The sequence below is a fragment of the Pseudomonas sp. CFBP 13727 genome (assembly GCF_014841915.1).
GTDB lineage: Bacteria > Pseudomonadota > Gammaproteobacteria > Pseudomonadales > Pseudomonadaceae > Aquipseudomonas > Aquipseudomonas baltica.
Map to the genome: position 1 here is coordinate 281,732 of NZ_JACYUT010000006.1, position 12,069 is coordinate 293,800.

Genomic DNA, 12,069 nt, shown 5'->3' on the forward strand with positions numbered 1-12,069 from the left:
CAACTGCAGCCGCCTGCCCAAGCGGCTGCTGGATGCACCCTTACTGGCGAACCAGCCGGCCATTGGCCGCGGGCAGCGTGTCAGTGCTGCGGTAGGGGTTGATGTCCAGGCCGCCGCGGCGTACGTAGCGGGCGAACACAGTCAGTCTTTCTGGCTGCAGAAGTCGCTGCAGATCGGTAAAAATCCGCTCGACACATTGCTCGTGGAAATCCGAATGCTGACGGAAGCTGACCAGGTAGGCCAGCACGCTGGCGTGGTCCAGCGCCGGACCGCTGTAGGCAATACACACACTGCCCCAGTCCGGCTGGCTGGTGACTGGGCAATTGGACCGCAACAGATGGCTATGGATGGTTTCTTCCACGAGGGAACTCGGGTCGCAACGCAGCAGCTCCGGCTGTGGGTGATCGTAGCTGCTGACCGTGATGTCCAACTCGTCGATGCACACCCCAGGCAGTTGAACCACGCCCTCCGCCTGCACATCTTCCAAGCGGCGCACCTTGACGCCCACCGGCTTACCGGCAGCCCCGGAAAGGTCCGCCACCAGCACGGCCTGCAGGTCATTGATCGACGCAAACGCCGTCTGGTTGAGCGAGTTCAGGTACAGCTTGAACGACTTGGATTCGATGATGTTCGGTGAATCCGCAGGAATGGTGAATTCACCAATGGCTACGACCGGCTTTCCCGAAGGCAGCAACCAGGAAAGCTCGAAGCAATTCCACACGTCCACGCCGGTATAGGGCAGGGTTTCCGCGCTCAAGCCCAACTCGGCCCACTTTGCTGCGCGGGGAATGGGAAACAGCAACGAGGGGGTGTAGGTGGAAACGTACTCGCTGGACTTGCCCAGGGGAGAATGTTCGGCTGCGGGATGCATGAAATAAACCTGACTGAATGAACGACGGCAGTTTAGCGAATTTGCCGCGTTGCTGCATGGCGACGACGGCGCGGCTGCAAGGCCGCACCGCAGTCGTCATGGATCACTCGTAGCGCAGGGCGTGCGCCGGTTCGATCTGTGAAGCCCGATAGGCAGGGTAGATAGTCGCAAGGAAGCTCAGCACCAGCCCTGCCCCGCAGATCAGCATGACATCCCCACCCTGCAGCTCGGAGGGCAGATTGCTGATGAAATACACGTCCGAAGTGAAGATGTGCTGGCCGCTGATGCGCTCCACCCAGCCGACGATGGCGCTGACGTTGATTGCGGCGATTACGCCCAGCACACCCCCGATCACGGTGCCGGCCACGCCGATGACGGTACCCTGGACCATGAAGATCCCCATGATCTGCCTCGGCGTAGCGCCGATGGTACGCAGGATGGCGATATCCGCGCCTTTGTCGTTCACCACCATGATCAGGGTGGCAATGATGTTGAACGCCGCTACCGCAACGATCATCAGCAGCAGCAGACCAATCATGGTCTTTTCCATTTTCATGGCACTGAACAGGCTGCCCTGGGTATGGGTCCAGTCGTCGGCCTTGTAGGCTGTGCCGAGGTCCTTGACGATGGCGGCACTGACCTCGGGCGCCGTGTACAAATCCTTCAGCTTGAGCCGTACGCTTTGCACCTGCCCCGGCTGCCAACGCTGCATTTCCGCCGCATCTGCCGCGTTGATCAGACCCATGGAGCCATCGAGTTCGGCGCCGACCTTGAACACGCCGACCACGTTGAGACGCTGCATGCGCGGGGTGATGCCACCCGGCGCAGTGCTGACTTCCGGAACGATAAGGGTGATCTTGTCGCCCACGTTCAAGCGGAAGCGCCTGGCGGTGATTTCACCGACGACGACGCCGAATTCACCTGGTTTGAGATCGTCCAGGCGTCCCTGGACGATGTGGTCGGCAACGATCGACACCTCGCCCTCGCGGGCCGGATCGACACCGCTGATCTGGATCGGCTGCATCATGCCCTTGTACGAGAGCATGCCGTCGAGCTCGGTGAACGGCACGGCCGCCAGCACCTCGGGGTTTTTCATGGCGGCGGCAGCGACGGGACGCCAATCGTCCAGCGGCTTCACGCCCTGGATCATGGCGTGGGGCACCATGCCCAGGATGCGCGAGCTCATTTCGCGCTGGAAGCCGTTCATCACCGACAGCACCACGATCATCGCCAGCACGCCCAGAGCAAGGCCGATCATCGAGGTCATGGAGATGAACGAAATGAAGTTCTTGCGCCGCTTGGCGCGGGTGTAGCGCAAGCCGATGAAAATTGACAAGGGTCTGAACATGCAGAGGTAACCCGTTAGAAAAGAAAAAGCTAGATCGGCACCAGACGCCCGTCTTCCAGACGCAGTACGCGGTCCATCTGTCGTGCCAGGCTCAGATCATGGGTGACCACCAGAAACGCGGTGCGCAGCGAAACGCTGAGCTCGAGCATCAAGTCCTGAATGCCTTGCGCGGTGTGGTTGTCGAGGTTGCCTGTGGGCTCGTCGAGCATCACCAGCCCCGGCGTGTTTACCAAGGCCCGGGCAATGGCCACGCGCTGACGCTCACCGCCCGACAGTTCGGCCGGCTTGTGTTGCAGTCGATGGCCCAGGCCCACGCGCTCCAGCAATGCAGTGGCGCGCTGTTTCGCCTCGGGGATGGCGGTCTTGCCGATCAGCAGCGGCATGCAGACGTTTTCCAGCGCAGTGAATTCGGGCAACAGGTGGTGAAACTGATAGACGAAGCCCAGGGCACGATTGCGCAGCAGCCCGCGCGCCCGCTCGTTCAGCGCCGAAAGCTCTTCACCCGCCAACCACACGCTGCCGCGGCTGGGCGTATCGAGCCCGCCAAGCATGTTGAGCAAGGTGCTCTTGCCCGAACCGGAGCTGCCGACGATAGCCACGCGCTCACCGGCGTGCAGCTCCAGTTGCAGGTTGTCCAGCACGACCACGGATTCAGGGCCTTCCTCGTAGGATTTACCCAGGTTGCGACAACTCAGTACTGCTTGTTCACTCATGCCCGACTCACTCATAACGTAACGCCTCCGCCGGCTGGGTACGCGCAGCACGCCAGGCCGGATACAGGGTGGCGAGGAAACTCAGGACCAATGCCGCGCCGCAGACCATGAACACATCGTTGGCCATGAGCTGCGAAGGCAGGTAGTCGATGAAGTAGACATCGGCATTGAGAAACTTGTGGCCGATGGCTTTTTCCAGCAGGGCAATAGCAGCGCTGACGTTCAAGGCCGCCAGAATGCCGACCACGGCGCCGATCAAGGTGCCGACCACGCCGATCACCGTGCCCTGCACCATGAAGATGCGCATGATCTGCCCGGGCGTCGAGCCCAGGGTGCGCAGGATGGCGATATCGCCCTTCTTGTCGTTGACCACCATCACCAGCGTGGAAATGATGTTGAACGCGGCCACGGCCACGATCAGCAGCAACAGCAGGCCGATCATGGCTTTCTCCATGCCGATGGCCTGGTAGAGATTGCCGTGGGTACGGGTCCAGTCGCGCGCATAGTAGGTCTGGTCCCCCAACTGCTTGGCGATCTGCCAGGACACTCGCGGAGCCTGGAACAGATCTTCGAACTTCAAGCGCAGCCCCTGAACTTCGCCCGCTTTCCAGCGGTGCAGCTTGCCCAGGTCTTCGAGGTTGGCCAGGCCTAGGTAGCCGTCGAGCTCGCCGGCGCCCACGTGAAAGATGCCGGTCACGGTGAAGCGCTTCATGCGCGGGAACATGCCGGCCGGGGTGACCGTGACTTCAGGTGCGACGAAGGTGACCTTGTCGCCCACACCCACACCCAGCTTGGTCGCGGCCTTGTCGCCGATCATCAGGCCGAACTCGCCGGCCTTGAGGTCATCGACCCTGCCCTGCTTGACGAAGGCGTCGATGATCGAGACGTTGTGTTCCTGCGCAGGGTCGATGCCATTGAGCAGGATTTTCTGCACCTGGCCGGCGTGGGTCAGCAAACCCTGCATCTGGGTGAACGGCGCGACTGCCGCCACCTGCGGGTTCTGCCGAACCTGAGCCGCCAGTGCCGGCCAGTCGGCGATGGGCTGGCCGGATTCGACGGTGGCGTGGGGCACCATGCCCAGCACGCGGGTGCGCATCTCGTGATCGAAGCCGTTCATCACCGACAGCACCACGATCATCACGACCACGCCCAGGGCGAGTCCGATCATCGAGGTGAGGGAGATGAACGACACGAAATGATTGCGCCGCTTGGCACGGGTGTAACGCGCGCCAATGAAAACGAAAAGAGGTCTGAACATGTCGGGGCTTGTTCGGGTGAAAGAGGAGACGTCCTGCTGGCAGGGCGTGACGAGCAGCTTTACACTCGGACCATCGCCTCTACCCTGGGTTCGTCATGTCGACATCAGATGAAGAAGATCGCCGCGAATACTATCGCATCGATGACCGCATCGCACTGGAAATCACCATACTCCCGGCCAGCGAGACGGCGGGTGAAGACATGTTGCAGGATGCGTCGCCGCTGTTCGACCTGCTTGGCGAAATGCACCTGGCCGAGTTCGAAACCCAGCATCTGCTGCGCCAGCTCGGCGAAGCCGACCGTGCCGTGGAAGCCGTGCTCAAGGCCCAGAACAAGCGTATCGACCTGCTTGGCCAAGTGGTTGCGCAGACGCTAGTCGAGCGTATCGGCGAGGCTCGGCCAGTGGTGCTGTCCGAGGGCGGCCTGGCGTTCTTCCAGCAACAGCCGATGGAGGAAAATACGCGCCTGGCGTTGCGGATCGCGCTGATGCCCCAGGCGCTAGGGCTATCGCTCAAGGCAAGCGTCACCAACTGCATCGCAGTGGGTAACGACCAGTTCGAGATCGGCACCCAGTTCGTCGACATCAGCGATGCCCAGCGTCAGCTGCTCGCCCGTTACATTCTGCACAAGCAGCAGGTTCAACGACGTCAGGCGCGCGAGCGGCAAGACGCGACCACCGATTGATCCACTACTCTCATTCAAGGAGCGAACGTGACGCTTATCTATGGCCATCGCGGTGCCAAGGGCGAAGCCCCGGAAAACACTCTCGCAAGCTTCAAGCAATGCCTGGAACACGGTGTGCGCCGGTGCGAGCTGGATCTGCATCTGTCCAGGGACGGCGAGCTGATGGTCATCCATGACCCGACCCTCAAGCGCACCACTGGCCGTGGCGGTAAGGTCGTCGAGCACGACGCCCAGGCGCTGACCCGCTACGACGCGCGCAAGGGTGGGCCGGGATGGGTGTCGCCCTGCCCCATTCCACGCCTCGAGGAACTGTTCGAGCAATGCGCCTTCGAGCACTGGCAACTGGAAGTGAAAAGCGCATCGCGCACGCGCGCCGCCAGCACTGTGCTGGCAATCCGCGAACTGGCACAGCGCATGAATCTGCTGGACAAGATCACCATTACCTCCAGCTCACGGGAAGTGCTGCGCGCCGCTTTGGAGTTGACCCCGGACGTCGCCCGCGGTCTGGTGGCCGAATACGCCTGGCTGGACCCGATCAAGGTCGCCCAGGGCTACGGCTGCGAGATGCTCGCCTTGAACTGGACGCTGTGCACACCCGAGCGCCTGCTCAAGGCCCAGCGCCAGGGTCTGCATGTGTCGGTATGGACGGTCAACGAGCCTGCACTGATGCGCAGGCTCGCCGACTTCGGCGTGGACAGCCTAATTACAGACTTTCCCGGTTTGGCCAGCGCCACCCTCGAGAATCGCTGAAATCGGTCTCCCCGGCCGGCTCAGGCCACCGGCCGGAGCCGCTCAAAAAAGCCGGTTGAGGCCGTCGTAGGCTGCAACCCGATAGGCTTCGGCCATGGTCGGGTAGTTGAAGGTGGTGTTGACGAAGTACTTCAGGGTATTGAGTTCGCCGGGCTGGTTCATGATCGCCTGGCCGATGTGCACGATTTCCGAGGCCTGGTCGCCGAAGCAATGCACGCCCAGTACCTGCAGGGTTTCGCGATGGAAGAGGATCTTCAGCATGCCCACCGGCTCGCCGGAAATCTGCGCGCGGGCCATGCCCTTGAAGAATGCCTTGCCCACCTCGTATGGCACCTTGGCCTGGGTCAGTTCGTGCTCGTTCTTGCCGATCGAACTGATCTCGGGAATGGTATAGATCCCGGTCGGCACGTCATTGACGAAGCGCCAGCTGCCGTTGTCGACCACACTGCCGGCTGCCGAGCGGCCCTGGTCGTGGGCAGCACTGGCCAGGCTCGGCCAGCCGATCACATCGCCTGCCCCATAGATCGTCGGCACCGAGGTGCGGTAGGCCTCGTCGACGCTGATCTGGCCGCGGCCATTGACCTTGATACCAATGTTTTCCAGGCCCAGGCGGTCGGTGTTGCCGGTACGGCCGTTGCACCAGAGCAAGGCATCGGCCTTGATCTTCTTGCCGGACTTGAGGTGCAGCACGACGCCGTTCTCGAGGCCTTCGACTTTCTCGTATTCCTCGTTGTGCCTGACCATCACGTTGTTGTTGCTGAAGTGATAGCTCAAGCCTTGGGAAATTTCCGCGTCGAGGAAGCTGAGCAACTGCTCGCGGTTGTCGATCAACTCGACCAGCACGCCCAGGCCGCTGAAAATCGACGCGTACTCGCAACCGATGACGCCGGCGCCGTAGATGATCAATTTGCGCGGGGTATGGGTGATGCTCAGCACGGTATCGCTGTCGTAGATGCGCGAATGGCTGAAGTCGATGTCGGCGGGCCGGTAAGGCCGCGAACCGGTAGCAATGATGACGCTCTTGGCGATGAGCTTCTCTTGCGCACCATTGGCGCAGATCACTTCGACCGTCTGCTCGTCGGAGAAACTGCCGGTGCCGAAGAACACGTCGACGCGGTTGCGCGCGTAGTAGCTGGTGCGCGAAGCCACCTGTTTGGCGATCACCCGCTCGGCGCTCTTGAGCACGTCCGGGAACGAGAACCAGCGCGGTTCGCCAATGGCACGGAACATCGGGTTGGTATTGAACTGGATGATCTGCTTGACCGAATGGCGCAGGGCCTTGGAAGGAATGGTACCCAGGTGGGTGCAGTTGCCGCCGACCTGGCGCCGACTGTCGACCATGGCCACCTTGCGCCCGGCCTTGGCGGCGTTCATTGCCGCCCCTTCTCCGGCGGGGCCGGAACCCAGCACCACTACGTCGTAGTTGTAGACAGCCATGCGTACTCCTTCAAATCTGGCCGCGCGCCACGACGGCGCCAACGGCTGGCGTGCCCTCATCAGGCATCGAAAAACATGCGGTGCATTCTATAGCATGCACAGGCACCGCGAACATTTGCCCTGGGTCGGCGCGTAGCCTATTTTCCGTGGCCGACAACGTCAACGTTTGCCTGCGACATTTCGCCACCCTGCGACCGTCGAAAATCCCCGCCCCTGTGAATGACTAGGTCAGCGCAGTGCCAGATGCCGAAGCCCTGGAGGCCGCAGAGGTCTGCGGGACGCTGTCGTCGAGCAGTTCGAGCATCGCCGCCAGGTTGGGCGAACCTGCGCCACGGCGCCAGATCAGCCAGGTGTGCAGCCAGCGAAACTCTTCGGCCAGGGTCCAGACACTGACGTTGCTGCTGCCGGGCATGCTTTCCAGCATGCTGCGCGGCATCAAGGCCAGGCCGGCGCCGGCACTGACGCAGGCGAGCATGCCGTGATAGGACTCCATTTCGAAGATCTTGCCGGGCGCCGCGCCGTCGGCGACGAACCAGTTCTCGAAGTGCCGACGGTAGGAGCAGTTGGCGCGAAAAGCGTAGATGGTTTCGCCATTGACGTCCTGGGCCCGGGACACAGGCGCGTGACCGCGCGCGCTGACCAGGACCATTTCTTCGTCGTACACCACGCGCCCATCGAGCAGCGGATGACGCAGCGGGCCGTCGACAAAGGCAGCGGCCAGCCGCCCTCCGAGCACGCTGTCGAGCATGTCGCCCGACGGTCCGGTGGACAGGTCCAGCTCGACCTTGGGATAACGATGATGGTACGCCGCGAGCAACGGTGGGATGCGCACGGCTGCCGTGCTTTCCAGCGAGCCCAGTGCGAACGAGCCCTGCGGCTCGGTACCCGACACTGCCTGGCGCGCTTCCTCGACCAGATCGAGGATGCGTCGCGTGTAGTCGAGAAAACTCCAGCCATTGGGCGACAGGCGCAAGCGCAGTTTTTCGCGGATGAACAGATCGACCCCCAGCTCGCTCTCCAGTTGCTTGATCCGCGTCGTGAGGTTGGAAGGCACTCGATGCACCCGCTGAGCGGCGGCGGCAATGCTGCCCTCTTCGGCCACCGCGCGAAACAGCTCCAGTTGAGTGAGGTCCATACATTCTCCAAACGAGATGGTTTCGATTATTATTATTCAGTTTTCATGATTTAACCATGCCCGTATCGTGGCTTACATATTCCTTCGACAGGTAAACGCCATGACCCATGCCATTTCCATGAATCCCGCCACCGGCGCCGAGCTGCAACGCTACCCGTTCGACAGCGAGGCGCAGCTCGAGCAGACAGTGGCCGACAATTTCGCTGCTTTCGAACAATGGCGCTACGTCGCGCTTGGTGAGCGCGCCGCAGTCATCGCGCGCATGGCAGACGTGCTACGCGAAATGAGCGAGCCGCTGGCGCAGATGATCACTCGGGAGATGGGCAAGCCCATCACCCAGGCGCGCGCCGAAGTCGAGAAGTGCGCCGGACTGTGCCAGTGGTACGCCGAACACGGCCCGGCGATGCTCGCCGCCGAGGCCACCCAGGTGCCCGGCCAGAAAGCCCGCATCGAATACCGTCCGTTGGGCCCGGTGCTGGCGGTGATGCCGTGGAATTTCCCGCTTTGGCAAGTCTTGCGCGGCGCCATTCCGGTGATCCTGGCCGGCAATGGCTATTTGCTCAAGCACGCGCCGAACGTGATGGGCAGCGCCACACTGCTGCGTGAGGCGTTCGACCAGGCGGGCCTGCCCCAAGGCCTGTTCGCTGTGCTCAACGTCGAGCCCGCTGGTGTATCGCGGGCCATTGCCGACCCGAGGGTGGCTGCCGTGACCGTGACCGGCAGCGTCGGTGCAGGCTCGGCAATTGCCGCACAAGCCGGTGCGGCGCTGAAGAAGTGCGTACTGGAACTGGGCGGCTGCGACCCGTTCATCGTTCTGGCCGATGCCGACCTGGACGAAGCGGTCAACGCTGCCCTGCTCGGCCGCTTCCAGAACACCGGCCAAGTCTGCGCCGCCGCCAAGCGCCTGATCGTCGAGTCGAGCATCCTGCCGGACTTCACCGAACGCTTCGTGGCCGCAACGCGCGCCCTCAAGGTCGGCGACCCGCAGCTCGACGACACCTATATCGGCCCCATGGCTCGCTTCGATCTGCGCGACGAGCTGGATGGCCAGGTACAGGCTTCCATCGAGCAAGGCGCCCAGTTGCTGCTGGGCGGACACAAGCTGGTCGGCGACGGCAATTATTACGCGCCCACCGTGCTTGCCAACGTGCAGCCGGGCATGACCGCCTTCGATCAGGAGCTGTTCGGCCCCGTGGCCTCCATCGTCGAGGCGCGCGATGCGAACCACGCGCTGGCACTGGCCAACGACAGTGATTTCGGGCTGTCGGCAACGGTGTGGACCGGGGATGTGGAGATGATCGAATATTTCACCGAGCGCTTGGAAACCGGTGCGATCTTCATCAACGGCTACGGTGCCTCGGATGCCCGCGTGGGCTTCGGTGGCATCAAGAAAAGCGGCTTCGGACGCGAGCTGTCGCACTTCGGTTTGCGCGAGTTCTGCAACGCGCAGACGGTCTGGCTGGATCGCCGCTGAGCTGTTCAGGCAACGGGCTTGTGCGGCATAGTCATGCACCGCAGTGACTCTCCGCACCCCGAGGCCCCATGACCCGAACCGTCCTCCAGCAGTTTCCCGCGCAGCGCGACGACATCGGTGACCTGATCACCCGTCGCCCGCTGCCTGGCCCCGGCATCGAGCAGCTCGATCCGTTCCTGTTTCTCAATCACCACGGTCCGCAGACCTACCCCCCCAACAACCAGGGGCTGCCGTTCGGGCCGCATCCCCATCGTGGCTTCGAGACGGTCACGTTCATCCTCAAGGGCGAGCTGTCGCACCTGGACAGCGGCGGCCATGAAAGCATCATCGGTGCCGGCGGCGTGCAGTGGATGACGGCGGGTTCCGGGCTGGTGCATGCCGAGTTGTCGCCGCAGTCGTTCAAGCGCGAAGGCGGCCCGCTGGAGATCCTCCAGCTGTGGGTCAACCTGCCAGGGCGTTTGAAAATGACACCCCCGGCCTATGTCGGCCTGCAAGGCGCGGACATCGCCACGATCACCGAGCCCCTGGCCGAGGTCCGCCTGATTTCCGGCGAGTATGTGTCCGATGGGCATGGCGCCACGCGCGGGCCTATCGAGTCCCTCACCGGCCTATGCCTGATGACCGTACACCTGCAAGCCGGCGCCCGCCTCTCGCTGCCGGCACCGCTGGGGGAAAACGTCTTTCTCTACGTGGTCGACGGCGAGGCCGAGATCGCCGGGACCCCGCTGCAATGCCATCACCTGGTCGAACTTGACGAGACGCACGACAGGGTAACGGTCGAAGCCACCGGCCCAGCCACGCTGCTCTATGGCCATGGCGCGCCACTGGGCGAACCAGTGGCCAGCTACGGTCCGTTCGTGATGAATACTCGCGAGGAAATCCAGCAGGCGTTTGCCGATTATCAGGCGGGCAAGTTCGGTCATATCGCAAGCTGAGTGCGCCGCGCTGCATTGAGTGAATCAGGGACGGTAACTGGAGCAGAACGTCGGAAACGAGCCATACTCTGCATGAAGTCGACCCGATAACCACAAGAACCGGACTCATTCATGCAAACCAGCCTCAGCCCGATCGATCGGCGCATCCTGCGCCTGCTCCAGCACGACGCGGACCTCTCGGCGGCCCAGGTCGCCGAACGTGTGGAGCTGTCCCAGTCACCCTGCTGGCGACGCATCCACCGCATGCAGGAAGAAGGGCTGATCGAACGCAAGGTTGCCCTGCTCAACCCGAAAAAACTCGGTCTGAGCATGACCATTTTCGTCAGCATCAAGCTGTCGGGGCACGGCAGACGGCACCTGACCGAATTCGAGGAAGCCATCATCGGCTACCCGCAGGTGCTCGAGTGCTACACGATGGCGGGCGGCATGGATTTCATGCTCAAGGTGGTGGCCAAGGACATTGCCAGTTACGAGCGGTTTTTACGCGACCATCTGCTGCAGAAGCCCCATGTGCAGGAAGCCTACTCGAATATCGCCATGAGCGAAGTCAAGCGGACCACCGAGCTGCCGCTGGAGTGAGGGATGGGCGCACAAGAAAAACAGGAAACCACAGACAAATCATTTGACATGCAAATGATAACGATTATTATTGAGCTCAACCGGTCGAGAGATCGGTTGGATAATCCGAAGGGCCTTAGGTCGGACCTTCAGATTATCTCCTCATCAGGCTAATCACGGTTTTTGACCCGGCTTTTTGCCGGGTCTTTTTTTTGGATCTTCAGGCTAATGAAGAGCGTTGCACGCCGTCGGTTTCTAACTTCACCGACTTGAAGGCGCCACTGCAAAGATGGCGCGCATGATATCAAAAGAACATCGGAAAACGGAAGTCCGAACTCGCTTTCTCTCTACAGATGACCAGGTTTCGCGCAAATGGAGGTGTCACCGATGACCCCGCTGCTCACGCCCTCGCATGATCTGTCAGACCTCATTCACGACCAGCCACACCCGGACCGTCTTCATCGACAATTGCTGGATCTGCCAAGGCGGACTCGACAAGTCCTGCTCTACAGCCGCCTCGACGAACTTCCCTACCTGGACATCGCCCAGCGCTTGCATACGACAGTCGGCGACGTCGAAGCCAGGATGCAGGCCGCGCTGCGTGCCTGCTGTACACCTCTCCTTGCCGGCCAGAACATGGCCATCCACTGGTACGTCAAGCTGCAAAGCCCATTGACCACCGCCAGCGAGCGCATCGACTTCCGGCGCTGGCTGGACAGCGACGGCGCTCATCCGTCCGCTTTCCATGCCACCGAGCTGCAATGGCGCCAGCTGCTCGCGCCAGCCACGCTGCTGGGCCACGACCGCTGGCACCACAAGGCACGCCAGGGGCTGGGGCTGCGGGGCTGGGTGACAGCAGGCCTGGCCATGGCGCTGGCCATGGGGCTCATCAGCCAGAGCCTCTGAG

Annotated in this window: 12 protein-coding genes; 6 read left to right on the top strand and 6 right to left on the bottom strand. The window is 62.2% G+C overall.

Annotated features, from left to right (window positions below; translation table 11 throughout):
• Positions 1–40: 40 nt before the first annotated feature.
• The 4 genes from queF to IFT76_RS18950 form a co-directional block, all read right to left on the bottom strand.
• Entirely contained in the window at positions 41–871 is an 831-nt protein-coding gene (queF, locus tag IFT76_RS18935) for an NADPH-dependent 7-cyano-7-deazaguanine reductase QueF (RefSeq protein WP_192059797.1), read from the bottom strand.
• Positions 872–974: 103 nt separating this feature from the next.
• The gene (locus IFT76_RS18940) at positions 975–2,219 is read right to left on the bottom strand and encodes a lipoprotein-releasing ABC transporter permease subunit (protein ID WP_122477468.1); all 1,245 of its coding nucleotides are present in this window, start codon (positions 2,217–2,219) and stop codon (positions 975–977) included.
• 29 nt (positions 2,220–2,248) lie between these two features.
• A complete protein-coding gene (gene lolD, locus IFT76_RS18945) occupies positions 2,249–2,932 on the bottom strand; it encodes a lipoprotein-releasing ABC transporter ATP-binding protein LolD (protein WP_192049034.1) in 684 nt (227 codons plus the stop codon).
• Positions 2,933–2,939: 7 nt separating this feature from the next.
• The gene (locus IFT76_RS18950) at positions 2,940–4,190 is read right to left on the bottom strand and encodes a lipoprotein-releasing ABC transporter permease subunit (RefSeq protein WP_122477464.1); all 1,251 of its coding nucleotides are present in this window, start codon (positions 4,188–4,190) and stop codon (positions 2,940–2,942) included.
• 95 nt (positions 4,191–4,285) lie between these two features.
• Here IFT76_RS18950 and IFT76_RS18955 point away from each other — a divergent pair, with 95 nt between their 5' ends.
• Together IFT76_RS18955 and IFT76_RS18960 are read left to right on the top strand one after the other, a co-directional pair.
• On the top strand, positions 4,286–4,873 hold the full coding sequence (locus IFT76_RS18955; protein ID WP_122477463.1) for a PilZ domain-containing protein: 588 nt from the start codon (positions 4,286–4,288) through the stop codon (positions 4,871–4,873).
• A gap of 27 nt (positions 4,874–4,900) precedes the next feature.
• Complete coding sequence (locus tag IFT76_RS18960) at positions 4,901–5,623, top strand: glycerophosphodiester phosphodiesterase family protein (RefSeq protein ID WP_122477461.1); 723 nt, start codon at positions 4,901–4,903, stop codon at positions 5,621–5,623.
• A 42-nt stretch (positions 5,624–5,665) separates the two neighbouring features.
• On the opposite strand, the gene sthA is transcribed toward IFT76_RS18960, so the two are convergent.
• Both sthA and ptrR read right to left on the bottom strand, forming a co-directional pair.
• A complete protein-coding gene (gene sthA / locus IFT76_RS18965) occupies positions 5,666–7,060 on the bottom strand; it encodes a Si-specific NAD(P)(+) transhydrogenase (protein ID WP_049859964.1) in 1,395 nt (464 codons plus the stop codon).
• A gap of 223 nt (positions 7,061–7,283) precedes the next feature.
• The gene (gene ptrR / locus IFT76_RS18970; RefSeq protein ID WP_192059799.1) at positions 7,284–8,195 is read right to left on the bottom strand and encodes a putrescine utilization regulator PtrR; all 912 of its coding nucleotides are present in this window, start codon (positions 8,193–8,195) and stop codon (positions 7,284–7,286) included.
• 100 nt (positions 8,196–8,295) lie between these two features.
• Between ptrR and IFT76_RS18975 the strand changes: the two genes are divergently transcribed.
• The 4 genes from IFT76_RS18975 (at position 8,296) to IFT76_RS18990 (ending at position 12,068) form a co-directional block, all read left to right on the top strand.
• Complete coding sequence (locus IFT76_RS18975; protein ID WP_192059801.1) at positions 8,296–9,669, top strand: aldehyde dehydrogenase family protein; 1,374 nt, start codon at positions 8,296–8,298, stop codon at positions 9,667–9,669.
• A gap of 68 nt (positions 9,670–9,737) precedes the next feature.
• The gene (locus IFT76_RS18980) at positions 9,738–10,604 is read left to right on the top strand and encodes a pirin family protein (RefSeq protein ID WP_122477455.1); all 867 of its coding nucleotides are present in this window, start codon (positions 9,738–9,740) and stop codon (positions 10,602–10,604) included.
• Positions 10,605–10,715: 111 nt separating this feature from the next.
• Positions 10,716–11,183 (top strand): Lrp/AsnC family transcriptional regulator, encoded by a 468-nt coding sequence (locus IFT76_RS18985; RefSeq protein ID WP_122477453.1) that lies wholly within the window; start codon positions 10,716–10,718, stop codon positions 11,181–11,183.
• Between the two features lie 366 nt (positions 11,184–11,549).
• Positions 11,550–12,068 carry a sigma factor-like helix-turn-helix DNA-binding protein gene (locus tag IFT76_RS18990; RefSeq protein WP_192059803.1) on the top strand — a complete coding sequence of 173 codons (519 nt, stop codon included), beginning with the start codon at positions 11,550–11,552 and terminating at the stop codon, positions 12,066–12,068.
• Position 12,069 lies beyond the last annotated feature (1 nt).

Coding starts and splice junctions, on each gene's coding strand:
- queF (WP_192059797.1), bottom strand. CDS start 871: ATGCATCCCGCAGCCGAACATTCTCCCCTGGGCAAGTCCAGCGAGTAC.
- IFT76_RS18975 (WP_192059801.1), top strand. CDS start 8,296: ATGACCCATGCCATTTCCATGAATCCCGCCACCGGCGCCGAGCTGCAA.
- IFT76_RS18990 (WP_192059803.1), top strand. CDS start 11,550: ATGACCCCGCTGCTCACGCCCTCGCATGATCTGTCAGACCTCATTCAC.
- sthA (WP_049859964.1), bottom strand. CDS start 7,060: ATGGCTGTCTACAACTACGACGTAGTGGTGCTGGGTTCCGGCCCCGCC.
- IFT76_RS18980 (WP_122477455.1), top strand. CDS start 9,738: ATGACCCGAACCGTCCTCCAGCAGTTTCCCGCGCAGCGCGACGACATC.
- lolD (WP_192049034.1), bottom strand. CDS start 2,932: ATGAGTGAACAAGCAGTACTGAGTTGTCGCAACCTGGGTAAATCCTAC.
- IFT76_RS18950 (WP_122477464.1), bottom strand. CDS start 4,190: ATGTTCAGACCTCTTTTCGTTTTCATTGGCGCGCGTTACACCCGTGCC.
- IFT76_RS18955 (WP_122477463.1), top strand. CDS start 4,286: ATGTCGACATCAGATGAAGAAGATCGCCGCGAATACTATCGCATCGAT.
- IFT76_RS18985 (WP_122477453.1), top strand. CDS start 10,716: ATGCAAACCAGCCTCAGCCCGATCGATCGGCGCATCCTGCGCCTGCTC.
- ptrR (WP_192059799.1), bottom strand. CDS start 8,195: ATGGACCTCACTCAACTGGAGCTGTTTCGCGCGGTGGCCGAAGAGGGC.
- IFT76_RS18940 (WP_122477468.1), bottom strand. CDS start 2,219: ATGTTCAGACCCTTGTCAATTTTCATCGGCTTGCGCTACACCCGCGCC.